Origin of the sequence: Oryzicola mucosus, from assembly GCF_014534685.1 — a bacterium.
Lineage (GTDB): Bacteria > Pseudomonadota > Alphaproteobacteria > Rhizobiales > Rhizobiaceae > Oryzicola > Oryzicola mucosus.
Genome location: NZ_JACVVX010000001.1, coordinates 1065635 through 1088523, shown reverse-complemented (window position 1 = coordinate 1088523; position 22889 = coordinate 1065635). Strand labels below are relative to the sequence as shown.

Genomic DNA, 22889 nt, shown 5'->3' with positions numbered 1-22889 from the left:
CTCCCCCACGCTATTTCTTCTTTCCCAGGCCTGGCAGGCCGCCGGGACCGCCGAGGCCGGGCAATCTCATGCCGCCGGGAAGGCCCGGCAAACCGCCGCCGCCGAGGCCGGGAAGCCCTCCCGCCATGCCCTTGCCGAGGCCGGCGGCTTCGGCCTGCTTCTTCAGCGCTTCGAGCTGCTTCGGGTCCATCTTGGACAGATCGGGCATGCCGCCCATACCGCCCGGCATCATGCCGCCAAGGCCCATCTTCTGCGCCATGCCGCCCATCATCCCGCGCATCATGCCGCCCTTGCCCTTGCCGCCCATGGCTTTCATCATGTCGGCCATCTGGCGGTGCATCTTCAGCAGCTTGTTGATCTCGGCCGCGTCCGTGCCGGAACCGGCGGCGATGCGCTTTTTGCGCGAGTGCTTGAGAACATCGGGATTGGCGCGCTCTGCCTTGGTCATCGAGGAGATGATGGCGAGCTGGCGGCCGAACATCTTGTCGTCCATGCCGGCGGCCGCCATCTGGTCCTTCATCTTGCCCATGCCGGGCATCATGCCCATGATGCCGCCCATGCCGCCCATCTTCTGCATCTGGCCGAGCTGGTCAGCGAGATCGTTGAGGTCGAACTTGCCCGACTGCATCTTCTTGGCCATCGCGGCGGCTTTTTCCGCGTCGATGGTTTCGGCAGCTTTCTCGACCAGGCTGACAATGTCGCCCATGCCGAGAATGCGGTCGGCGATGCGCTTGGGATAGAACTCTTCGAGCCCATCCATCTTCTCGCCGGTGCCGATCAGCTTGATCGGCTTACCGGTGACGGCGCGCATGGACAGGGCCGCGCCGCCGCGACCGTCGCCATCCATGCGGGTCAGCACGAGGCCGGTTATGCCGATGCGTTCGTCGAAATTGCGCGCCAGATTGACGGCGTCCTGACCGGTCAGCGAATCGGCGACGAGCAGGATTTCATGCGGGTTCGACACCTTGCGGATGTCGGCCATCTCGACCATCAGCGGCTCGTCGATATGGGTGCGGCCGGCGGTATCGAGGATGACGACGTCGTGGCCGCCGAGCTTGGCGGCCTGGACCGCGCGCTTTGCGATATCGACCGGAGTCTGGCCGGCGACGATCGGCAGCGTGGCGACCTTGATCTGCTCGCCGATCTGGCGAAGCTGCTCCTGCGCGGCGGGACGGCGCGTGTCGAGCGAGGCGATAAGAACCTTCTTGTTCTGCCGCTCGGTCAGCCGCTTGGCGATCTTGCCGGTGGTGGTCGTCTTACCCGAGCCCTGCAGGCCGACCATCATGATGACGACCGGAGCAGCCGCGTTGAGGTCGATGGCGACGCCTTCGGTGCCGAGCATCTCGACCAGTTCGTCATGAACGATCTTGACGACCATCTGGCCGGGCTTGATCGACTTGACGACGGCGGCACCCACCGCCTTTTCACGCACGCGGTCGGTGAAGGAGCGCACGACTTCGAGCGCGACGTCGGCCTCGAGGAGGGCGCGGCGAACCTCGCGCAAGGCAGCCGATACATCGGCTTCCGACAGCGCGCCACGGCCGGTCAGGCCGTTGAGGATCGAGCCTAGGCGTTCCTGTAAGCTCTCGAACATGAACCTTCTTCCTTTCTCCGGCGCTTGGGCTACGCCCGAGAAGTAATGCTTCGCCAGCCAGGTTCAAAACCTTTCGTGCAGCCAAAGCCAAAAAGCACCAGGGGGCGCATCGCGCTGCCTGGTGTTGGCCTCCGGGATCGATTTATACCACTTGGGGTCCCGGTCGGCGGCTCGGAGTCTGAACTCGTCGCTGAATTGCGGGCTTCTAGACAGCAAAAAAGCTGCGAAGTCAAGGTCTCGGCATAGCGAGACCAGGAAGCGGCCCTCAGGCCGCCTGTGTGCCGTCCAGTATATCCTCGCCGGCAAGCGACGGATCGTAGACGCTCGCCTGGTTGCGGCCCGACGCCTTTGCCTGGGCAAGAGCGGCGTCGGCGCGGTGGACAGCATGCTCCAGCGGTTCGCGCGGCGCGATCAGGCAGGCGCCGATGCTGATGGTGACGCGCAGGTTGGCGCCGCCCGCCGGATGGAACGGTTTCGCCCGCACGGCCTCCAGAACCTTGTGGGAGATGGAGGCCAGAAGCTCCGGCGTGCAGCGATCGATCAACACGGCGAATTCATCGCCGCTCCAGCGGCCACAAATGTCGAGCCTGCGGGTAACGCCATCGAGACGCTTGCCCAGCTCGGCCAGAACGGCGTCGCCATAGGCATTGCCGAACCCCTCATTGACCGCTTTGAAGTGATCGACGTCGAGCAGCAGGATGCCAAGCCGGCCTCGGGCATTCTCGACGATGCCACGGCGATGTTCGAAGGTCTCGATGAAGCCACGCCGGTTGACCAGCCCGGTGAGCGGGTCGAAATAGGCTCCGTTCTCCATCTTTTCCTGATGCTGGCGCAACTCGGATTCGAGCCTGCCGGTGGTGTCCCGCACGGACGCTGCCATGCTGTTGACCGAGCGCATCAGAGAGCCGATCTGGTCGCCACCTTCCTTCATCGCGATATCGTGATTGCCGGCCGCCACTTCCGCTACGGCGCGCGCGGCCTTGACCACCCTGTCGAGCACGAAGAACTTGAACATGAGAGCAATGAGCAGGGCGGCGCCCATCGCCACGGCAATCAGCAGCCCAAGCGGGCGGGACAGGCTTTGCCCGGCGATGGCGTTGATGTCGACGGCGGCGATGTTGAACCAGTTCAGGGACTTGAGATGACCGACGCTGACGAGCATGTCGCGACCGCCCATGGAGAGTGAAACGGGCCTGGTCGGGCCGCCGGCCTTGGCCTGCTCCATGGCGCTGCGCAGCAGCTGGCGGTCGGCCTCGGAATCGATGAGTTGGAAGACGCCTGCCTTCTGTGCACCGGCGGCGGCGCTGAAGCTCTCCTGGCCTTCGCCGCGGCGTGCCTGAACGGTGCCCGCGGCGTCGACATAAAGGCTTTCGACGCCTTGGCGCGCTGGTGCCGCCATATCGGCAAGGAAGTCGGCGAGATCGATGCCGGTACCGACGACGCCGAGTGCCTGGCCGTTGCCGCGGATCAGGCAATTGACCCAGACTTTCGCAATGCCGCCATCGCGATTGTCGACATTGAGATAGCAGCCCGGCTCGCCCGCGATCATGCGATAGTACCACTCGTCGCGCGGGTTTTCCGGATTGATGGTGTAGCGCAGTTCCTGACCGGAAAAACTGCCCTTCTCATCGTTGAAATAGTAATTGCCCGAAGCGTTGGCGACGAGGAAATAGCTGCCGTCGCGGAATGCCTGGCGCATCTGCTCCAGTTCGCCAAGCGCCCTGTTGCGCTTGTCCTCTGCGGCTTCGTCGGTGATCCATTCGATGATCGAAGGTGCGCCCGAAATGGTGCGGGCGAGTTCAATGTCGCGGCTCAGCGCTTCGTTGCCACGGTCGCGGTCGTAGAGCGCCTGGGTTTCCGCGAGCGGCCCGCCGACGGACAGAGCCGTCCGCTCGGAGAGACCAGAGAACGAGACAAGGGCTGTTACCGCTATGCCGGTCGAGACGACCGCCATCAGAACAAACACCTTCACGTTCAGGCTGCGGACCAAATCGGCACGAAGCGCGCCGAATCTCTTTCCGTTCATGATGTACGCCAATTCACTGTGATGTCGCCCAACCCGCGTCATCGAATTCCAAGACTCAAGGCTTATGGCCAATACGTATAGAACTCGTTAAGCACGTTTGCGTTTGCGGAAGAACGTCAGCGAGAGGCTTTGCTGGTCAGCAGGCGATGCACGAAACCCAGCTTCTGCCCGATGGTCTGCGAGATGACGAACGGATAGAGGTCGGGCAGGCCCATGCAGCGGTTGATGGCGTTGGACGCCTCGGACAGCACCAGCCAGCGCGCCAGGATCGGCGCAAAATCGCCTTCCGGAGCAGCGGGCGGCGCCGACTCGTCGGGCTGGGCCTGTTCGGTCACCTGCTTACGGTCGTTTTCCGTTGTTTCGAGCTTGCCGAGCGGGAAGTTCAGCGCCGCGACCATCTCCAGCGTATCGGTGATGTGGATGTAGTGCGCCCAGGTTTCGGCCCAGTCTTCCCAAGGGTGGCTCGCCGCATAGGCCGAGATGTGGCTTTCCTGCCAGCCCGGCTTCGGGCCTTCGGCATAATGAGTCTGCAGCGCCTGTTCGTAGTCGAGCGTCTCGTCGCCGAACATGGCGCGAAATTCTTCGAGCCAGGCGGGATCGTCGCGGATCAGCCGGTCCCAGTAGTAATGGCCGAGTTCGTGGCGGAAATGGCCGAGCAGGGTGCGGTAGTTCTCGCCCATCTCGACGCGCATCTTCTCGCGTTCGGCCGAATCGGCCTCGGCGACGTTGAGCGTGATCAGACCGTTGTCATGACCCGTCAGAATATGCTCGCCGCCCGGACCGGCACCGGGCGTGCTGGCGAGGAAGTCGAAGGCGATGCCGGTCTGGTCGTCCGGGCTTGACTTGGGCTCGACGGGAAGGCCGAAGGCGAAAAAAGAATAGATCGCGCGACGTTTGGCCGCCTCCACGCGCGTCCAGCGCTGGCGATTGCCGTCGACGGACAAGTCGGGGATGATCTTGTTAAGCGCGCAGGCGCGGCAGAAGCTGCCTTCCGGCGCCGTCCAGTTGCAGCTGCACTCGGTTGCGTTGAGGCATTGAAAATGGCCGTCGACGCCAGACAGCACAAAGCCGCCCGCATCCGGATCATAAGAAACGAAGCTGCTGCAATTCAGGCACTGTGCATTCTCGAAATAAAGCCGCTGGGAGCAGTTGGGGCATACGAAGAGTTTCATGGGACACGCAGTTCGGGAGGGAGGGAGGTGGCCCCGCAACGAAGTTGGGCGGAAGTTGTTCCGTCCGAAAACCGATATTCAGGCGGCCAGCTCCTTTATCGCATCCCGCGCCACGGCTTGGCCGGAAAGCCTTGCGCCGCCACAGGTGTGAATCACCGGTCCTGCAAGCGCTCCGCCGATGCGGTCCATCGCTTCGAGGAGCTTGAAAGTAAAATCCGCCTGCCGCACGGTTTTGCCGCCGCCAATCCAGCGGAACCTGCGCCGATGATCACAACATCGACATCTTTCATTGATTTTCCCCCATGCGGCATGCGGAATACTTGATCGAAGCCAAGTTTTCTGCGACCTGCCAGCATGAAGAGAGGCGGATGTAAACGCCTTGTTAAGGCTGACAGGCCAGCGTTCGATTGGAAATCCGTCCACGGGCGAGAATCAGGCGATAGGGGAGTTTGGCATGGCGATCATTGCCACGATGAAAAGTATGGCGGCGGCAACGGTTCTGCTCGGCCTCAGCGCGGTAGCGGCACAGGCTGCGCAATGCGGCAACACCGCTTCAGGCTTCGAGGCCTGGAAGGCTGCGTTCAGAAACGAAGCGGCGGCGAACGGTGTCGGCCAGGCCGGCCTGAATGCCCTGGCGGGCACGAGCTATGCCAGCAAGACGATCTATGCGGATCGCAACCAGAAGAGCTTCAAGCTTTCGCTCAGCGAATTCATGAACAAGCGCGGCGCCAAGGCCATCGCATCCAAGGGCAAGTCCCTGAAGCGCAAGAACGCCGGCCTGTTCCAGCAGATCGAAGCACGCTACGGCGTTCCCGCCGGCCCGCTGCTTGCTATCTGGGGCATGGAAACCGGCTTCGGAGGCTTTTTGGGCAACCAGAACACCGTCTCCGCAGTCGCCACGCTGGCCTATGATTGCCGCCGCAGCGAGTTCTTCACCAACCAGCTTGTCGCAGCGCTGAAGCTCGTCGACCGCGGCACGATCAATGCGTCGTCGATCGGCGCCGCCCATGGCGAAATCGGCCAGACCCAGTTCCTGCCGGTCAACGTTCTGAGATACGGCGTGGACGGCGACGGCAACGGCCGCATCGACATGGTCAAGTCGACCGCCGACGCTCTGGCATCGACCGCCAACTTCCTGAAGGGCCATGGCTGGCGCGCAGGCAGCGGCTACCAGCCGGGACAAGCCAATTTCGGCGCCATCCAGGGCTGGAACTCGGCAGGCGTCTATCAGCAGGCCATCGCCATCATCGCCAAGGAAATCGACGACAACTGATCGTCGAGACATCGGATCGACAGACAGAAAGGCCGCGCACCTTGCGCGGCCTTTCTGTGACGTGAAGCAACTTAAACTACGGGCGCCCCTCAGCCCCGGCGACTGCGGGCGGCAAGCGTGCGCAGGCGCAGCGCGTTGAGCTTGATGAAGCCCGCGGCGTCCTTCTGATCGTAGGCGCCCTGATCGTCCTCGAATGTGACCAGCGTGTCGGAATAGAGCGATTTCGGGCTTTCGCGACCGATAACCATGACATTGCCCTTATAGAGCTTCAACGTCACTTCACCCTCGACGTCCTTCTGGCTGAGGTCGATGGCGGCCTGCAGCATCTGGCGCTCAGGCGAGAACCAGAAGCCGTAATAGATGAGCTCGGCATAACGCGGCATTAACTCGTCCTTGAGGTGTGCTGCACCCCGGTCGAGCGTGATGGATTCGATTGCGCGGTGCGCGGTCAAAAGGATCGTGCCGCCGGGCGTCTCGTAGACGCCGCGGCTCTTCATGCCGACGAAACGGTTCTCGACCAGATCGAGACGGCCGATGCCGTTGTCTCGGCCGTAATCGTTGAGCTTGGCCAGCAGGGTCGCGGGCGACAGGCGCTCGCCGTCGATGGATACCGCATCGCCCTTCTCAAAACCGATCTTGATGATCGTTGCCTTATCGGGCGCGGCCTCCGGCGAAATAGTGCGCATATGGACATATTCGGGCGCTTCGACCGCCGGGTCTTCCAGAACCTTACCCTCGGAGGACGAGTGCAGCAGGTTGGCGTCGACGGAGAACGGCGCTTCACCCTTCTTGTCCTTGGCGACCGGGATCTGGTGCTTTTCGGCGAAGTCGAGCAGGTCGGTGCGGCTCTTGAAAGCCCAGTCGCGCCACGGCGCGATGATCTTGATGTCGGGGTTCAACGCATAAGCCGAGAGCTCGAAGCGGACCTGGTCGTTGCCCTTGCCGGTCGCACCATGCGCGATAGCATCCGCGCCGGTTTTTTCGGCGATCTCGATCAGGTGCTTGGAGATCAGCGGGCGGGCAATCGAGGTGCCCAGCAGATAGACGCCTTCATAGACGGCATTGGCGCGGAACATCGGGAAGACGAAATCGCGGACGAATTCCTCGCGCACGTCCTCGATGAAGATGTCCTTGATGCCGAGCATCTCAGCCTTTTTGCGCGCCGGCTCAAGCTCCTCGCCCTGGCCGAGATCGGCGGTGAAGGTGACCACCTCCGCACCCAGCTCGGTCTGCAGCCATTTCAGGATGATGGAGGTGTCGAGGCCGCCCGAATAGGCGAGCACGACTTTCTTGACGTCTTTCCACTTGGACATGTCTTTATCCCGGCCAGTTCCACAGGTGCCCTGAAGGCAGATTCCGGCGCACTCTTAACAGGAATGCCGCGACGGGCAAGGGCGCCGGACCCGTTGACGATGCTCCAAAGCGGGCCAATTGCCGAAACCGCAAAACATTGGTATGGAGCGGCGATGGAAGAGCTGTTTGGAGATCCGGCGTATAAGGGTTTCGTGCTGCAGGACAAGAAGCGTCTGCCGGCACGGTTCTTTGCGCGTATTTCCGGCGCGCTTAACTGCCGACTTCCTTGAGCCGACGGGCTTTCCGGCTGAAGCCGGACTTCTGAAATCTTCATTCCTATCGACGGATCATGGCCATGAGCGCACCGCGCACCCTTTACGATAAGATTTTCGACGATCACGTCGTCGACCGCCAGGAAGACGGCACCTGCCTGCTCTATATTGACCGCCACCTCGTTCACGAGGTCACCAGCCCCCAGGCTTTCGAAGGCCTGCGCATGGCCGGCCGCAAGGTTCGACACCCCGAGCGCACGCTGGCCGTGGTCGACCACAATGTGCCGACCTCGCCCGACCGCAAGCTCGGCATCAACCGCAATGAGGAAAGCCGCATCCAGATCGCGGCGCTGGCGACCAACGCCAAGGATTTCGGCGTCGAGTATTATTCCGAGAACGACCCGCGCCAGGGCATCGTCCATATTGTCGGCCCTGAGCAGGGGTTCACCCTTCCGGGCATGACCATCGTCTGCGGCGACAGCCATACCTCGACGCATGGCGCCTTCGGTGCGCTGGCGCATGGCATCGGCACCTCGGAGGTCGAGCATGTGCTCGCCACCCAGACGCTGATCCAGAAGAAGGCCAAGAACATGCTGGTGCGCGTCGACGGGCAACTGCCCGAAGGCGTGACCGCCAAGGACATCGTGCTGGCGATCATCGGTGAGATCGGCACCGCCGGCGGCACTGGCTACGTCATCGAATATGCCGGCGAAGCGATTCGCGCGCTGTCGATGGAAGGCCGCATGACGATCTGCAACATGTCCATCGAGGGCGGCGCCCGCGCCGGCCTGATCGCGCCGGACGAGACCACCTTCGCCTACGTCAAGGACAAGCCGCGCGCACCGAAAGGCGAGGCCTTCGAAAAGGCGCTCGAATATTGGAAGACGCTGCAGACCGACGAAGGCGCGCATTTCGACAAGATCGTCGTGCTCGACGCCGCCAAGCTGCCGCCCATCGTCACCTGGGGGTCTTCGCCCGAGGATGTCGTGGCGGTAACCGGCATCGTTCCGGACGCCGAGCAGATCGCCGATGAGAACAAGCGCAACTCCAAGAAGCGCGCGCTCGAATATATGGGCCTGACCGCCGGCACCAAGATCACCGACATCTCCGTCGACCGCGTCTTCATCGGCTCCTGCACCAATGGCCGGATCGAGGATTTGCGCGCCGTGGCCAAGGTGGTCGAGGGCAAGACGGTGGCATCGAGCGTCAGCGCCATGATCGTTCCAGGCTCCGGCCTGGTGAAGGAGATGGCTGAGGCGGAAGGTCTCGACAAGATCTTCGTCGCCGCTGGCTTCGACTGGCGCGAGCCGGGCTGCTCGATGTGCCTGGCCATGAACGACGATCGCCTGAGCCCCTATGAGCGTTGTGCGTCGACCTCGAACCGCAACTTCGAAGGCCGCCAGGGCTTCAAGGGCCGCACGCATCTGGTGTCGCCGGCCATGGCAGCGGCCGCCGCAATTGCAGGCCATTTCGTGGATATCCGCGACTGGCAAGGCTGAGCCTTTAATATTTCACGGACTAAAGGGGCGCCTTCCGTCATGGAGTGCGCCCCTTTCTTGTGGCCGGACGCCAGCCGGTGGCTGGCGCCAAGAATTCGCCACGCAGTCGATACAGATGTATAATTCGGGCGCAGCTTGTCCTGGCCCAGCCTTCCCAAGTAGCGAAGAACACGACGATGAGTGGCGCCGAATTCATTCTGACGATCAATCTGTGCGGCGCAGCACTGCTGGCGGGGGCTTTTTTCGGGATTGCGCTGTATGACAAGCGTCGTGGCGCCGCCTGTTGGTTCGCCTTCGCCTACCTGCTGGGCATGGTGTACACCGTGCTGGAATTCGTCACTCCGCTGTTTGCAAACGGCCGCTATGTCTTCACCGTGGCTTTCGCCGCGTTTCTGGCGACGACAATCTCGCTGACCATCGGTTTGGCGCGGAAATACCATGTCCGCTTCCCCTTATGGGCGACAGCGCCGTTTTTCGCCGTCTGCGTCGTCCTTGTGTATCTGTTTGAGGACATGGAGCGCACCTCCATCATCCGAATGATGGCCTACCAACTGCCCTTCACGATCATGCAGATTGCCGGCGCTATCGTGGTTCTCCGGTCGAGTTTCAGAAGAGACACATTCGATTATCTGCTGGTCGGACTGTTTTTTGCGAGCGGACTGCAATTTGCCGCAAAGCCATTCGTCGCACTGTATTTTGGTGACAGCGGCATGGATACGGCAGGTTATCTGCAGAGCAATTACGCAATGGTCTCGCAATCGCTCGGCACCATCTTCTCCCTGGCGATCGCGCTGATGCTGCTCGTCATCCTGATGCGCGACGTGCTTTCGGAAGCCACCATGCGCTCGGAGACGGACACGTTGTCGGGGCTTCTCAACCGGCGCGGCTTCGAACGGCGCGCCTCCGAGACCATCCACAACGCTCTCGCCAAAAGCCTTTATGTGTCCATGGTGGCTTGCGACCTGGACCACTTCAAGGTCATCAACGACACCTTCGGCCACGCTGCCGGCGACAGGGTGATCCAGGCATTTTCGCAATTCCTGAGCGCATCGTCGCCGGGGTCGCATATCCTGGGGCGGTTGGGCGGCGAGGAGTTTGCCGTCATTCTGCCCGGCACACCGTTATCGAGCGCCAGGCTGTTTGCTGAGGGTATCCGCGTTGCTTTTGCCGGAATGGCGATTGACGGGTTGCCTCAAGGGCAGCGTTTTACCGCGAGTTTCGGCGTCGCCGAGTTGGCCGAACGCGAAAGCCTGTACGAACTGACGATGCGCGCCGACTCAGCGCTTTACGATGCCAAGAACAGCGGACGTGACTGCGTTCGCGTTTCCGCGACGCCGCAGTCGGCGGGCAACCTCATCTACCCGTTCGGCAACAAGCCCCCGGCAATTTGAGGCGCCTTGCAGCGGGGCGTTTTTTTCCCGCAAGCATCGGCCTGCGGTGGAAACTCCCAACCGAATAAGCCATCCCCAAAGGGGATTTCCCTTAGCCAGACAATAGGCTAGCTTCCCGGTCGAGGGAGAGGACATGTCTGCATCCAAGACCATCGGGCGCGCCGCCGCCATCGGCGCGTGTCTTCTTGTTCGGCCTGCGTCGAAACCGACAAGACAAGTCTCGCTTTGTCGGGCTCCTCGCCGCTTGCCACCGAAACCGCTTTGTCCAGCACGCCCGATCTGGGCTCGCCCCAGCCGAAGCACGCCGCCTATCGTTGCGAGGGCGGTGCAACCTTGATGATCGACAACCGCATTACCGCCGTATCTCTGGTCGATCCCGATGGCGACATGGTCGAGTTGCCCGCGGCACCGGCAAGCCAACGCTCGCGATATGGCCAGACGCCCTATGCTCTGGTGCTCGACGGCAATGAAGCGCTTTACATGAAAAGCGGCAAGGAGCCCGTCAACTGCCGACGCTGAATCGCTTTTTGATGCGCTGCGGCAAAGTGACATCTGGCTTCAATCGATTGAAGCCATGGCTATTGGGCTCTGTGACTAAATAGCAGCACGGAAACGGTTTTCCGGCTTTGACGCGCTGCAAAAAGCGCATTAGAAAGCCGCTGTCCACGGTCGCATTTCTGCGGCTTCGCCACCTATTCAACCACGCCTCGGCCGGACACGATCTGGGGGAGCCATGAGCAAATCCACAGCCACCCAAACCGCAAGAGCACGCCCGCTCTCGCCGCATCTTTCCGTATGGCGGCCGACGATCACCTATGTGATGTCGTTTTCCCATCGCGCCACGGGCGCTGCTCTGTATTTCGGAACGCTGCTGGTCGCCGCATGGCTGATCACCGCGGCCACCTCCGAAAGCGCCTTCAACACCGTCCAATGGATTTTCGGCTCCTGGATCGGGCGGATCGTCCTTTTGGGCTACACCTGGGCATTGATGCATCACATGCTCGGCGGTCTCCGCCACTTCATGTGGGACACCGGCACAGCGCTTGAAAAGCACACGGCGTCGAAACTCGGCTGGGCAACCATCATCGGTTCGGTGACACTCACCATTTTGATCTGGGCTGTCGGCCTCGCGGTCCGGGGAGGCTTCTGACCATGAGCGACATGCGCACCCCTCTCGCCAAGGTTCGTGGCCTTGGATCGGCCAAGGAAGGCACCGAGCACTTCTGGCGCCAGCGCCTCACGGCCGTGTCCAACGTGCCGCTGACATTGTTCTTCGTCGGCCTGCTCATCGCGCTCAGCGGCGGCGATTTCGCTGATGTCCGCGCCTCGCTGTCCAACCCCTTCGTCGGGCTGGTGCTGGCGTTGTTCATGATCTCGGGCCTTTACCACATGCGGCTCGGCATGCAGGTCATCATCGAGGACTATATCCATGGCGAGGGCCTCAAAATCCTTCTCGTCATGCTGAACACCTTCTTCACTATCGCAGTCGGCGTCGCTTCGATCTTCGCTCTGCTTAAACTCGCATTCGGAGGCTGAGAGTGGCCAAGGACGGCAAGCCCGGCGGGGCGACTTCCGCCTACACTTATGTCGATCACAAATTCGACGTGGTCATCGTCGGCGCCGGCGGCGCGGGGCTGCGCGCCACGCTTGGCATGGCCGAGCAGGGCCTGAAGACAGCCTGCATCACCAAAGTGTTCCCGACCCGCTCGCACACAGTGGCCGCCCAGGGCGGCATCGCAGCCTCGCTGCAGAACATGGGCGCCGACTCCTGGAAGTGGCACATGTACGACACCGTCAAGGGTTCGGACTGGCTCGGCGACATGGACGCCATGGAATATCTGGTGCGCGAAGCGCCAGCCGCCGTCTACGAGCTCGAGCACTACGGCGTGCCGTTCTCGCGCACCGAGGAAGGCAAGATCTATCAGCGCCCGTTCGGCGGCCACATGATGAACTATGGCGACGGCCCGCCTGTACAGCGCACCTGTGCCGCCGCCGACCGTACCGGCCACGCCATCCTGCACACGCTTTACGGCCAGTCGCTGAAGAACAACGCGCAGTTCTTCATCGAGTACTTCGCGCTCGACCTGATCATGGAGCCTGACGGCACCTGCACCGGCGTCGTGGCCTGGAACCTCGATGACGGCACCATCCACCGTTTCTCCGCCAAAATGGTCGTACTGGCCACCGGCGGCTACGGCCGCTCCTATTTCTCCGCCACATCAGCTCATACCTGCACCGGCGACGGCGGCGGCATGGCGGTGCGCGCGGGACTGCCGCTGCAGGACATGGAGTTCGTGCAGTTCCACCCCACCGGCATCTACGGCTCGGGTTGCCTGATCACCGAAGGCGCACGCGGCGAAGGCGGCTATCTCGTGAACTCCGAAGGCGAGCGCTTCATGGAGCGCTATGCGCCGTCGGCCAAGGATCTCGCCTCGCGCGACGTGGTGTCCCGCTGCATGACGCTGGAGATTCGCGAGGGCCGCGGCGTCGGCAAGAACAAGGACCACATCTACCTGCATCTCGACCACCTCGATCCCGCCGTTTTGCATGAGCGCCTGCCCGGCATCTCGGAATCGGCCAAGATTTTCGCCGGCGTCGATGTCACCAAGGAGCCGATCCCGGTGCTGCCGACCGTCCACTACAATATGGGCGGCATCCCGACCAATTATTGGGGCGAGGTGTTGAACCCGACCGCCGACGAACCCGATCGCGTGTCGCCGGGCCTGATGGCCGTTGGCGAAGCCGGTTGCGCCTCCGTCCATGGCGCCAACCGCCTGGGTTCCAACTCGCTGATCGATCTCGTGGTGTTCGGTCGCGCGGCTGCCATCCGTGCCGGCCAGGTCATCGACCGCAACGCGCCGATCCCCTCGATCAACCAGGCGTCGGTCGACAAGATCATGGAGCGTTTCGACAGGTTGCGCCACGCCAATGGCTCGACGCCGACGGCTGTGCTGCGCGAGAAGATGCAGAAGGCCATGCAGGACGACGCTGCCGTGTTCCGCACGCAGGAGTCGCTCGAACAGGGATGCCGGCGCATTTCCGAAATCTGGAAGGAACTGCCGGATCTCAAGGTCCATGACCGCTCGATGATCTGGAATTCCGATCTGGTGGAGACGCTGGAACTGGAAAACCTGATGGCCAACGCCATTGCCACCGTCTATGGCGCTGAAGCGCGCAAGGAAAGCCGCGGCGCGCACGCTCGCGAGGACTTTTCGAGCCGCGACGACGCCACCTGGCGCGTCCACACGCTGGCGCATGTCGCTCCCGACGGCGAGGTCACCCTCACCTACCGGCCGGTTCACACGGAACCGCTGCTGAAGGAAGAGGATGGCGGCATCAGCCTGGCCAAGATCGCGCCCAAAGCGCGCGTTTACTGAGGAAGGATACGGCTCAATGGTCGAACTCACGCTTCCCAAGAACTCGCAGATCAAGCAGGGCAAGACCTGGCCGAAGCCGGAAGGCGCGACCAATCTGCGCGAATACCGCATTTATCGCTGGTCGCCGGACGACGACGAGAATCCGAGCATCGACACCTATTTCGTCGACATGGACGATTGCGGCCCGATGGTTCTGGATGCCCTGCTCTACATCAAGAACAAGATCGATCCGACGCTGACCCTGCGCCGCTCCTGCCGCGAAGGCATCTGCGGTTCGTGCGCCATGAACATAGACGGCTCGAACACGCTAGCCTGCACAAAAGGCTGCGACGACATTTCCGGCGCGGTGAAGGTGTATCCGCTGCCGCATATGGCCGTGGTCAAGGATCTGGTGCCCGACCTCACCAATTTCTACGCCCAGCATGCCTCCATCGAGCCCTGGCTGAAGACTGTATCGCCCGAGCCGGCGAAGGAGTGGCGGCAGAGCCATGAGGACCGCCAGAAGCTCGACGGTCTCTACGAGTGCATCCTGTGCGCGTGCTGCTCGACCTCCTGCCCGAGCTACTGGTGGAACGGCGACCGCTATCTCGGCCCGGCAACGCTGCTGCAGGCCTATCGCTGGTTGATCGACAGCCGAGACGAGGCCAAGGGCGAGCGCCTCGACAACCTCGAGGACCCGTTCCGGCTCTATCGCTGCCACACCATCATGAACTGCGCGCAGACCTGCCCCAAGGGGCTCAACCCGGCAAAGGCAATCGCCGAGATCAAGAAGATGATGGTGGAACGCCGCGTCTGATCCGCATCGCGACAGTTTCAGAGGGCGCGTCGATTGGATTCGATGCGCCCTTTTTGCTGCCTGGTGCCTTGCATGGTTGGTTGAACCGCTCTGTTCTCCACTGGCTGTGAAGGCTCGGAACCTTGCCGCGCGGTACGAGCAGTCCGGCCCGGCTTGCATTCGTGAAAAAAAGGCCCGGACGAGCCGGGCCTTTGAAGTGTGGCTCTCGGAAGAGGACCACGACGGGAGATGGTTGGAATGGGGCGGCCGAAGCCGCCCGCATCGATCTCAGGAGTGATAAGCTACTTCGCCATGCGAGGTGAGGTCCAGACCCTGGCGCTCTTCCTCGACGGTCGGGCGCAGTCCGACGATGACGTCGGTGATCTTGTAGAAGATGGCCGACCCGATACCGCACCAGACGATGGTCACGAGAACCGCCTTGATCTGGATCCAGACCTGGGCGCCCATCGTGATGTCATCGGCATAGCCGATGCCGCCCAGCGAGGTGGAGGCGAAGATGCCGGTGCCGATGGCGCCGATGATGCCGCCGATGCCATGGATGCCGAACACGTCGAGCGAGTCGTCATAGCCGAACTTCAGCTTCACGACGGCCACGAAGAAGTAGCAGACAGCCGAGGCAAGAGCGCCCAGGAAGATCGCGCCAACAGGGCCGATGAGGCCGGCAGCGGGCGTGACCGCTACGAGACCGGCGATCATGCCTGAAGCAGCACCCAGCATCGATGCCTTGCCGCGAGCGACGCTTTCGATGATCACCCAGGCGAGGATTGCGCCCGCCGTGGCGGTGAAGGTGTTGATCATGGCGAGCGTCGTGGCGCCATTGGCTTCGAGGTTGGAACCGGCGTTGAAACCGAACCAGCCGACGAACAGGATCGAGGCGCCGACCATGGTGAGGGTCATGGAGTGCGGCGCCATGTTGTCCTTACCGTAGCCGGTGCGCTTGCCGATCATGATCGAACCGACGAGGGCTGCGATACCGGCATTGATGTGAACGACCGTGCCGCCTGCGAAGTCGAGCGCGCCCCAGTTGAAGATTAGGCCGTTGGCGTCCCAGACCATGTGAGCGACCGGGAAGTAGACGAAGGTAACCCAGAGCGCGGTGAACAGCAGGACCGCCGAGAACTTGATGCGTTCTGCAAAGGCGCCGACGATTAGGGCCGGGGTGATGCAGGCGAAGGTCATCTGGAAGCAGATGAACACGAATTCCGGGATCATCACGCCATCGCTAAAGGTGGCGGCCTCCGATTCAGGGGTTACGCCGGAGAGGAAGAGCTTGCCGAGGCCGCCCCAGTAGGGGCTGGTCGAACCGCCAAAGGCGAAGGAATAGCCGTAGACGACCCAGATGACGCAAACGAGTGCGAAGATGACCGTGCACTGCATCAGCACGGAGAGCATGTTCTTGGCGCGAACCAGACCGCCGTAGAAGAGGGCGAGACCTGGCAGCATCATGAACAGGACCAAGATGGTCGAGACCATCATCCAGGCGACATCGCCCTTGTCGATGGTGGTCACGGCAGCGGCTGCCGCATCCGGGGCGGCGGGAGCGGCGTCCTGGGCAAACGCCATGGTCGTGCCGAGCGCGCCCAGGGCGAGCGTGGCCGCGAGGGCCGGGCGCGCCGCCGTCTTCAAGATCGAGGGAAATTTCATTGATGTCTCCATGTAAATTCGAGAGGCCCTTAGAGCGCGTCGGTGTCGGTTTCGCCGGTACGGATGCGCACCGCCTGGTCAATGCCGAAGACGAAAATCTTGCCGTCGCCGATCTGGCCGGTCTTAGCCGCGCTGGAGATCGCTTCGACTGCCTTTTCGACCAGGTCGACGCTCACTGCGACCTCGATCTTGATCTTTGGAAGAAAGCTGACTGCATATTCGGCCCCACGATAAATCTCTGTGTGCCCCTTCTGACGCCCGTAGCCTTTGACTTCGGTGACGGTCAGGCCCTGGATCCCAACGGCGGTGAGTGCTTCGCGCACCTCGTCGAGCTTGAACGGCTTGATGATTGCCATCACGATTTTCATAAGGTTTCACCCTTTAGTTGCTGGCGCGGGTCCCCCGCGATTGCCTGAACATCGCCGGCGGACCCGAGAGTCACCGGAGATTACACAATCATATTCAAGCTCCGTGCCAGTTGGGCCGAACTGGTTTAAGCCGTTGTAAATCCACGGTATTGCCCGAACGGCGTGCAGCGGCCTTCGCAGCCGCAGCAAGCGGAACGGGCAAAATCCAGTCAAAAATGAAAAATTGCCTATTTTTTAGGCGATGGCCGCAGGCGGATAAGGCCTTCCTGTGCCACCGAAGCGATCAGCACGCCGTCGCGGCTGTAGAGGGAGCCGCGCGTGAAGCCTCGGGCTCCAGAGGTTGAAGGGCTGTCCTGGGTGTAGAGAAGCCAGTCGTCCAGCGCTACCTCGCGGTGGAACCACATGGAATGATCGAGGCTGGCACCCTGGATGTCCCTGTCGAAAATGGCGCGTCCGTGGGCAAATGTCGACGTATCGAGCAAAGTCATGTCCGACAGATAGGCGAGAATGGCGGACGAAAGTGCTCGATCGTTGGGCACCGAGCCGAGCAAGCGGATCCAGATATTCTGCTCCGGAGGCAACTTGTCCCGGCTGGAATAGTGCTGGACGTTCACCGGGCGGAGTTCAAGCGGCCTTTCCCGCGCCCAGAAGCGGCGGATGACGTCTGGGAGATGCGGCGCGGTTTCGAGCAGATGCCTGTACGACTCCAGTCCCTCCGGCGGAGGCACGTCGAGCGGCATCGGCATCTGGTGTTCGAGGCCCGGCTCATCGAGTTGGAACGACGCTTCCAGCGAGAAGATGGCCTTGCCATGCTGGATCGCCACCACGCGTCGGGTGGTGAAGCTCGCGCCGTCGCGAATGCGGTCAACCTCGTAGATGATGGGAACGTGGATATCGCCGGGCCGCATGAAATAGCCATGCAGCGAATGAACGAACCGGTTGGGCTCTACGGTACGCTGGGCTGCGACAAGCGATTGCGCGATGGTCTGGCCGCCGAAGACCCTTTGCCACTCGACCACGGGGCTGCGACCACGAAACAGATTGTGTTCGAGCTGTTCGAGGTTGAGAATGTCCAGAAGGTCCTGCATTGCAGCGGACATAGTCTGCCTTTCCAACGGTTTCGCCGGCGCGTTTCGAACAGGAACGCAGAGGCAAGTCAAGGCACAGATACCAGCGAAGGAGTCAGCCAATGGCACAACGACCAGAGCCGGGAATAGCCCAGCAAGCCGGCAAGCGCGATTTCGACGTTCTGGTCGCGGGCGCCGGCTATGTCGGGTTGGCCACAGCGGTCTCGATCAAGCAGGCGCGGCCGGGATTGGCCGTCGCTGTCGTGGACGCAGCACCCGAGGGCGTTTGGCAGAAGGACGGTCGCGCTTCGGCAATCGCCGCGGCCGCCTGCCGCATGCTCGACAGACTCGGCTGCTGGGGCGAGTTGCTGCCGCAGGCACAGCCGATCACCGACATGATCGTCACCGATTCGCGCAGCACGGATCCGGTCAGGCCGGTGTTTTTGACCTTTGACGGCGATGTCGACGAAGGCGAACCCTTCGCGCATATGATCGCCAATGTCGCGCTCAACGGCGCGCTGCGCCGCCGCGCAGCAGAGTTGGGGATCGATCTGGTCGAAGGCGTGGCGGTGAGTTCGTTCGACACCGACGGCGGGCGCGCCCGCGTCCATCTGGCTGACGGCCTGGTCTTCGACACCCGACTGCTGATCGCCGCCGACGGCGTGAAATCCGGGCTGCGCGACATGGCAGGCATCAAGACAATGCATTGGGATTACGGCCAGTCCGGCATCGTCTGCACGGTCGGGCACGAACGTCCGCATGGCGGCCGGGCGGAAGAGCATTTCCTGCCGGCGGGACCCTTTGCGACCCTGCCGCTGAAACCCGATGCCAACGGGAAAAACCGCTCGTCCATCGTCTGGACCGAACGCACCGCCGATGCCGAGCGTCTGGTTTCGGGTGACCCGTTCATCTTCGAAGTCGAGCTGGAACAGCGCTTCGGCCTCAAGCTCGGCGAGATCAGCGTGGAAACCAAGCCGCGTGCCTTCCCGCTCGGCCTGACGCTCGCCCGCGCCTTCGTCAAGCCACGCTTCGCGCTGGCGGGCGATGCGGCGCACGGCATCCATCCCATTGCCGGCCAAGGGCTCAATCTCGGGTTCAAGGACGCGGCCGCTCTAGCCGAAACGGTGGTGGAAGCCGACCGGCTCGGCCAGGATATCGGTGCGCTCGACGTGCTCGAGGGCTATGAGCGCTGGCGGCGGTTTGACACGGTGCGGATGGGCATCACCACCGACGTACTCAACCGGCTGTTCTCCAACGACAGCACGCCGTTGCGCGCCGTTCGCGATATCGGGCTCGGCCTCGTCGACCGCATGCCTGCCTTGAAGACTTACTTCATCAAGCAGGCATCCGGCCTGACCGGCGAGACGCCTCGTTTGTTGCGCGGTGAAGCTATCTGAGGCAAGCGCCGCTTAGTCGATCTGGAGGCCCAGTTTCTGGCGCAGGCGGCGCAGGTTCTGCTGCGTCAAACGCGGCGGATCGTTAGGCTCGGCATCGACGATGCCGCGCGTCATGACCAGAAAATCCTCTTTTTCGCCGGGATCCAGCCGGTCGCGCAGGAACGGCGCCAATTTGTCGATGACGACATTGGTATCGTCGATCTGCGCAGCGGCCCACTTGGCATAAATCACCGATTCATCCGCCTTGGGAGTGTCGGACAGACCGGCAATCGCCTCGCGCAACGCCGTTTCCCGCGCTTCGGTCAGCGGTTTGTCGTCGGTGGCGATGGCCGTAATGATCGTGGCTGCCGCGACCACCGGATCGTTGACGGCGGTGAGCGGCGAAAGGCTGGCCTGTTTGCGAAGTTTGCTGCGCCTCATCGAGCCGCGCACCTGGCCGATCTTGTCGACGACCTCACCGGCTGCGTCACCCATATATTTCAGCCGGTACCACCAGAATGCGCCGGCACCAAGAATCCCCAGCAAGGCAATCAGTATATGCATGAAACCTCCGTCGCAACGGGCGCGACGATAGGCAGAACAATCCAGCGTTTCAACTCTGGATTTCGCTGAAACTTCGGTTCTCTACCAGACGATTTAGCCAACGGACGCGGTGGCGATGACGCTGCGAAGTCCTATATTGATACGGCACAGAAATGTTCTGGCGCATCCGGATCACGTCCGGCTTTGCAGAAATCCAAGACAGGGAGAGACCCATGGACCGTCACGCTACAGCCGTCTGGAAAGGCACTCTGAAGGAAGGCTCCGGCACCATCGATACGCAGAGCGGCGTGCTCAAGGCGCAGCCCTACTCGTTCAAGCTGCGTTTCGAGGATGAAAGCGGCAAGTCCGGCACCAATCCGGAAGAGTTGATCGCCGCCGCGCACGCCTCCTGCTTTGCCATGCAGCTTTCCCACTTCCTCGCCGAGAACGGCACGCCTGCCGAAAAGCTCGACGCCAAGGCCGTGGTAACGCTCATTCCAGGCGACGGCATCAAGAGCAGCGCGCTGACGCTGGTCGGCACCGTTCCCGGTATCGACGATGCAAAGTTCCAGGAACTGGCCAAGAAGGCCAAGGAAGGGTGTCCGATCTCGAAGGCGCTCGGCGCCATCCAGGTCACGCTGGACGCCAAGCTCGGCTGATTGCCGAAACAGCGGCGCGCGTCACTCGGCTGCGCGCCGCACAGGCTCTACCGATCTCAGCATCGCCACCAGTTCGCTTTGCCGGTGGGTGCCGGTCTTCAGGAATATGCGCTCCAGGTAAGTGCGGCCGCTTTTGAAGGTCAGTTGCAGCTCGGCCGACGCCTCTTTCAGCGACTTTCCGCCAGCCAGTTCCGAGGCAAGCCTGGCTTCGGCCGGGCTGAGATCGAAAAGTCCTGTCAGGATGGCGGGCGATGGCGCGATACCCTCTGAGGAGACGGCGGTTGCGGCAATCAAGATGTCTGCGCCAGAGAAAATGTCATGAACGCTGCGTCGCAGCGGGATGATGTGCAGAACCAATGCCTGCCGGCTCTCCGAAGCCGGCAGCGGTATGGATAGAACATGGCTGGCGCCACCGCTCTGCACCGTTTCCAGTGTTGCCTTGAACGCGGCATCGGCCTGATCGTGGTCGAGCGACACCATGCCGAAGGCGGCTGCGCGAAACACGTTGGACAGGTTTTCGAACAAGGCGTTGGCGGTTAGAAGCTGGCCTGCTGACGACAGCACGGCCGCGGGCAGGCCGATCGCATCGAGCGCCGACACCGTAGCGCGCGCACGTTCCAGCCCAAGCCGGGCGGCAATCAGTGCCGATCGCGCCATATGCGGCCGCAAACCGTCGAGTACCGCGACATTGGCAGCGCTCGGCCTGCCGTTTTCGACCCAGCGTTCGAAGGTCATCGCGGCAATTTCGCCGGTCGGCATATGGATGAGCGAACCAAGCTGCCAGCCGAGACCGATATCCTTGAGGAGGCGCCGGACAGGATCGCGCGCGATCTGCTCGGGAGTCATGTAGTCGATATCGCAGAGGAAGCCGGGATAATTGACGGTCAGAAGATGTGCCGGCCGTTCGCAGTCCCGCCACAGCCCGTCGCGGATAAAATTGCCGAGAATGTCGCGGGTGATCTCCGTCGCTTTCCAGCGCGGCGGCGCATCGAGCGACAGGATCTGGAACTCGCCGCTCACTGAGCCGGAGAGCTCGCTGACAGCTCCTAGAACCTCCGGCCAGAGGTCGGGCAAGAAAGCCGCCTCGTAGATGCGTTCGACCAGCGTCTCCGTCATCGGCCTTGATCCCATCGACGTGTCGTCAAACCTTGCCATCCCCGACTTCCCGGTGCAATCCCGGAAAGGGGCTGCCAACGCCCTTCAGCAATGCGACGAGCTGGCTTTGCCGGTTGGTCCCGGTCTTGGCGAAAATGCGATCGAGATAGGTTCGTGCTGTTTTCACCGTGGTTCCCATCCGATCCGCCGCCTCGGCAACCGACAGCCCACCGGACAAGACAGCCGCGAGACGCGATTCGGATGGCGTGAGGTCAAACAGCCCATGCAACACATGCGGGACCGGCGCGCCTCCCTGGACCGTCAGCGCAGTCACGACGAGCAGCACGCTGCCGCCGGCAAAAAGGTCGTGCGCCGCGCCCTTGACCGGCAACAGATGCACCACCATCGGTGCGCGCCCTTCCCTCGGCCTGATCGGGATCGATCCGCTGGAGGAACGCTTGCCCGCCAGCGCGGTAAGAGCCTCGCGCAGAAGAGCGTCGGCCCTCTCATCGGATACAGTCAGTCCACCGAAGGCGGACGGGCGAAAGACCTCCCTGAGCGTTTCCAGAAAAGCGTTGGCGGCGAGCACGACCCCTGCCTGCGTCAGCACCGCTGCCGGCAGGCCAATCGCATCCAGCCCCGAGACGGTAGCGCGCGCACGCTCGAGATTGAGGCGAGCCGAAATCAGTCCGGCACGGGCGAGATGGGGCCGCAAACTGTCCAGCAATCCGATGCTGGCTGGATCGTGACGCCCGTCGCCAAGCCTGCGCTCCCAGGTGAAGCTCACCACCTCGCGGCTCGGCATCGGAATGACCGTGGTGATCTGCTGGCCGAGCCCCAACTCTCGCAGACTGGCCTCGACGGCGTCCGCCGCCAACTGCTCGGCGGTCATGAAATCGTTCATATAGACGAATTGCGAAAAGACATCCTGCGCCCCATCCATGAACAGGAATTGCGCACGCTGGCTGTCACGCCACTGGTCGGATGTGGTGAAGGCGTGAAGCGACGCCTCCGTCAAAGACGTCGTCTTGTAGCGCGGCGGCGAATCCGGCGTGGAGAACGTCAGGATTGAGCCGGAGGCCGAACCGGACACCGCGCCGATGTGATCGAGAACGTGCGGCCACAGCTCGGGCACGAGGGCCGCTTCGTATATCCGGTCGTCGAGCCCGACGATCATGGCCCGACCGGTCCCGCGCGTGGCCGGCAGAAGACCGGCAGGATACGAACGCAACGGCACATCCGCTTCCCGAAGCCAAGCTTGGAAAGTCCAACCGTCCCACCAGCAATCCGGCTCAAGCCATGCTTCGGTCCAATCATCCGCATGTCAGCGCATCATGACCTCAGGGAAAGACGACCACAAGTCGGCATTTGCCGACTTGTGGCGGATACCCGTCGGTAACACAGTCCGCGCTGATTGCAGGCCATGCATTGAGGGGTGCCGGCC

Annotated in this window: 21 protein-coding genes; 10 read left to right on the top strand and 11 right to left on the bottom strand. The window is 62.4% G+C overall.

All coding sequences use genetic code 11. The annotated features are described in order from the left end of the window. Positions 1 to 10 precede the first annotated feature (10 nt). From ffh to ICI42_RS23550, 4 genes are all read right to left on the bottom strand, one after another. Positions 11 to 1594 (bottom strand): signal recognition particle protein, encoded by a 1584-nt coding sequence (ffh, locus tag ICI42_RS05175; protein ID WP_188163422.1) that lies wholly within the window; start codon positions 1592 to 1594, stop codon positions 11 to 13. 265 nt (positions 1595 to 1859) lie between these two features. Further along, the gene (locus ICI42_RS05170; RefSeq protein ID WP_188163421.1) at positions 1860 to 3620 is read right to left on the bottom strand and encodes a GGDEF domain-containing protein; all 1761 of its coding nucleotides are present in this window, start codon (positions 3618 to 3620) and stop codon (positions 1860 to 1862) included. 116 nt (positions 3621 to 3736) lie between these two features. Beyond that, entirely contained in the window at positions 3737 to 4792 is a 1056-nt protein-coding gene (locus ICI42_RS05165; RefSeq protein WP_188163420.1) for a zinc-binding metallopeptidase family protein, read from the bottom strand. Between the two features lie 78 nt (positions 4793 to 4870). Then, positions 4871 to 5215: a hypothetical protein gene (locus ICI42_RS23550; protein WP_230980149.1), complete on the bottom strand. Its 345-nt coding sequence runs from the start codon at positions 5213 to 5215 to the stop codon at positions 4871 to 4873. A 40-nt stretch (positions 5216 to 5255) separates the two neighbouring features. Here ICI42_RS23550 and ICI42_RS05155 point away from each other — a divergent pair, with 40 nt between their 5' ends. Beyond that, positions 5256 to 6065 carry a lytic murein transglycosylase gene (locus ICI42_RS05155; protein WP_407945136.1) on the top strand — a complete coding sequence of 270 codons (810 nt, stop codon included), beginning with the start codon at positions 5256 to 5258 and terminating at the stop codon, positions 6063 to 6065. Between the two features lie 89 nt (positions 6066 to 6154). Here the strand turns inward: ICI42_RS05155 and ICI42_RS05150 are convergent, their stop codons facing one another. Continuing rightward, positions 6155 to 7378 (bottom strand): argininosuccinate synthase, encoded by a 1224-nt coding sequence (locus ICI42_RS05150; RefSeq protein ID WP_188163418.1) that lies wholly within the window; start codon positions 7376 to 7378, stop codon positions 6155 to 6157. A gap of 335 nt (positions 7379 to 7713) precedes the next feature. Here ICI42_RS05150 and leuC point away from each other — a divergent pair, with 335 nt between their 5' ends. The 7 genes from leuC to ICI42_RS05115 all read left to right on the top strand — a co-directional run bounded on the left by leuC (position 7714) and on the right by ICI42_RS05115 (position 14693). Continuing rightward, the gene (leuC, locus tag ICI42_RS05145; RefSeq protein WP_188163417.1) at positions 7714 to 9129 is read left to right on the top strand and encodes a 3-isopropylmalate dehydratase large subunit; all 1416 of its coding nucleotides are present in this window, start codon (positions 7714 to 7716) and stop codon (positions 9127 to 9129) included. 176 nt (positions 9130 to 9305) lie between these two features. Then, a complete protein-coding gene (locus ICI42_RS05140; RefSeq protein ID WP_188163416.1) occupies positions 9306 to 10520 on the top strand; it encodes a GGDEF domain-containing protein in 1215 nt (404 codons plus the stop codon). Positions 10521 to 10745: 225 nt separating this feature from the next. Next, positions 10746 to 11039 (top strand): hypothetical protein, encoded by a 294-nt coding sequence (locus ICI42_RS05135; protein ID WP_210316960.1) that lies wholly within the window; start codon positions 10746 to 10748, stop codon positions 11037 to 11039. Positions 11040 to 11253: 214 nt separating this feature from the next. Continuing rightward, positions 11254 to 11670 (top strand): succinate dehydrogenase, cytochrome b556 subunit, encoded by a 417-nt coding sequence (gene sdhC, locus ICI42_RS05130; RefSeq protein ID WP_188163414.1) that lies wholly within the window; start codon positions 11254 to 11256, stop codon positions 11668 to 11670. A gap of 2 nt (positions 11671 to 11672) precedes the next feature. Next, positions 11673 to 12056, top strand: coding sequence for a succinate dehydrogenase, hydrophobic membrane anchor protein (sdhD, locus tag ICI42_RS05125; RefSeq protein WP_188163413.1), 384 nt, complete (start codon positions 11673 to 11675; stop codon positions 12054 to 12056). A 2-nt stretch (positions 12057 to 12058) separates the two neighbouring features. After that, complete coding sequence (gene sdhA, locus ICI42_RS05120) at positions 12059 to 13897, top strand: succinate dehydrogenase flavoprotein subunit (RefSeq protein ID WP_188163412.1); 1839 nt, start codon at positions 12059 to 12061, stop codon at positions 13895 to 13897. A 16-nt stretch (positions 13898 to 13913) separates the two neighbouring features. After that, complete coding sequence (locus ICI42_RS05115; RefSeq protein ID WP_188163411.1) at positions 13914 to 14693, top strand: succinate dehydrogenase iron-sulfur subunit; 780 nt, start codon at positions 13914 to 13916, stop codon at positions 14691 to 14693. A gap of 267 nt (positions 14694 to 14960) precedes the next feature. Here ICI42_RS05115 and ICI42_RS05110 read toward each other — a convergent pair whose 3' ends face one another. The 3 genes from ICI42_RS05110 to tesB all read right to left on the bottom strand — a co-directional run bounded on the left by ICI42_RS05110 (position 14961) and on the right by tesB (position 17805). Next, a complete protein-coding gene (locus tag ICI42_RS05110; protein WP_188163410.1) occupies positions 14961 to 16337 on the bottom strand; it encodes an ammonium transporter in 1377 nt (458 codons plus the stop codon). A gap of 29 nt (positions 16338 to 16366) precedes the next feature. Further along, positions 16367 to 16705 carry a P-II family nitrogen regulator gene (locus ICI42_RS05105; RefSeq protein ID WP_188163409.1) on the bottom strand — a complete coding sequence of 113 codons (339 nt, stop codon included), beginning with the start codon at positions 16703 to 16705 and terminating at the stop codon, positions 16367 to 16369. 227 nt (positions 16706 to 16932) lie between these two features. Beyond that, a complete protein-coding gene (gene tesB / locus ICI42_RS05100; RefSeq protein WP_188163408.1) occupies positions 16933 to 17805 on the bottom strand; it encodes an acyl-CoA thioesterase II in 873 nt (290 codons plus the stop codon). 89 nt (positions 17806 to 17894) lie between these two features. Here tesB and ICI42_RS05095 point away from each other — a divergent pair, with 89 nt between their 5' ends. After that, positions 17895 to 19169 carry a ubiquinone biosynthesis hydroxylase gene (locus tag ICI42_RS05095; protein WP_188163407.1) on the top strand — a complete coding sequence of 425 codons (1275 nt, stop codon included), beginning with the start codon at positions 17895 to 17897 and terminating at the stop codon, positions 19167 to 19169. Positions 19170 to 19181: 12 nt separating this feature from the next. On the opposite strand, the gene ICI42_RS05090 is transcribed toward ICI42_RS05095, so the two are convergent. Then, complete coding sequence (locus ICI42_RS05090; RefSeq protein ID WP_188163406.1) at positions 19182 to 19712, bottom strand: hypothetical protein; 531 nt, start codon at positions 19710 to 19712, stop codon at positions 19182 to 19184. A gap of 212 nt (positions 19713 to 19924) precedes the next feature. On the opposite strand from ICI42_RS05090, the gene ICI42_RS05085 reads away from it, so the two are divergent. Further along, complete coding sequence (locus ICI42_RS05085) at positions 19925 to 20350, top strand: OsmC family protein (RefSeq protein WP_188163405.1); 426 nt, start codon at positions 19925 to 19927, stop codon at positions 20348 to 20350. A gap of 21 nt (positions 20351 to 20371) precedes the next feature. Here the strand turns inward: ICI42_RS05085 and ICI42_RS05080 are convergent, their stop codons facing one another. Then, a complete protein-coding gene (locus ICI42_RS05080) occupies positions 20372 to 21466 on the bottom strand; it encodes a helix-turn-helix transcriptional regulator (RefSeq protein WP_210316958.1) in 1095 nt (364 codons plus the stop codon). A 25-nt stretch (positions 21467 to 21491) separates the two neighbouring features. Beyond that, complete coding sequence (locus tag ICI42_RS05075; RefSeq protein ID WP_188163403.1) at positions 21492 to 22682, bottom strand: helix-turn-helix transcriptional regulator; 1191 nt, start codon at positions 22680 to 22682, stop codon at positions 21492 to 21494. Between the last annotated feature and the right edge of the window lie 207 nt (positions 22683 to 22889).

Coding starts and splice junctions, on each gene's coding strand:
- ffh (WP_188163422.1), bottom strand. CDS start 1,594: ATGTTCGAGAGCTTACAGGAACGCCTAGGCTCGATCCTCAACGGCCTG.
- ICI42_RS05170 (WP_188163421.1), bottom strand. CDS start 3,620: ATGAACGGAAAGAGATTCGGCGCGCTTCGTGCCGATTTGGTCCGCAGC.
- ICI42_RS05165 (WP_188163420.1), bottom strand. CDS start 4,792: ATGAAACTCTTCGTATGCCCCAACTGCTCCCAGCGGCTTTATTTCGAG.
- ICI42_RS05150 (WP_188163418.1), bottom strand. CDS start 7,378: ATGTCCAAGTGGAAAGACGTCAAGAAAGTCGTGCTCGCCTATTCGGGC.
- leuC (WP_188163417.1), top strand. CDS start 7,714: ATGAGCGCACCGCGCACCCTTTACGATAAGATTTTCGACGATCACGTC.
- ICI42_RS05140 (WP_188163416.1), top strand. CDS start 9,306: ATGAGTGGCGCCGAATTCATTCTGACGATCAATCTGTGCGGCGCAGCA.
- sdhC (WP_188163414.1), top strand. CDS start 11,254: ATGAGCAAATCCACAGCCACCCAAACCGCAAGAGCACGCCCGCTCTCG.
- sdhD (WP_188163413.1), top strand. CDS start 11,673: ATGAGCGACATGCGCACCCCTCTCGCCAAGGTTCGTGGCCTTGGATCG.
- ICI42_RS05115 (WP_188163411.1), top strand. CDS start 13,914: ATGGTCGAACTCACGCTTCCCAAGAACTCGCAGATCAAGCAGGGCAAG.
- ICI42_RS05110 (WP_188163410.1), bottom strand. CDS start 16,337: ATGAAATTTCCCTCGATCTTGAAGACGGCGGCGCGCCCGGCCCTCGCG.
- ICI42_RS05105 (WP_188163409.1), bottom strand. CDS start 16,705: ATGAAAATCGTGATGGCAATCATCAAGCCGTTCAAGCTCGACGAGGTG.
- tesB (WP_188163408.1), bottom strand. CDS start 17,805: ATGTCCGCTGCAATGCAGGACCTTCTGGACATTCTCAACCTCGAACAG.
- ICI42_RS05095 (WP_188163407.1), top strand. CDS start 17,895: ATGGCACAACGACCAGAGCCGGGAATAGCCCAGCAAGCCGGCAAGCGC.
- ICI42_RS05090 (WP_188163406.1), bottom strand. CDS start 19,712: ATGCATATACTGATTGCCTTGCTGGGGATTCTTGGTGCCGGCGCATTC.
- ICI42_RS05085 (WP_188163405.1), top strand. CDS start 19,925: ATGGACCGTCACGCTACAGCCGTCTGGAAAGGCACTCTGAAGGAAGGC.
- ICI42_RS05080 (WP_210316958.1), bottom strand. CDS start 21,466: ATGACGGAGACGCTGGTCGAACGCATCTACGAGGCGGCTTTCTTGCCC.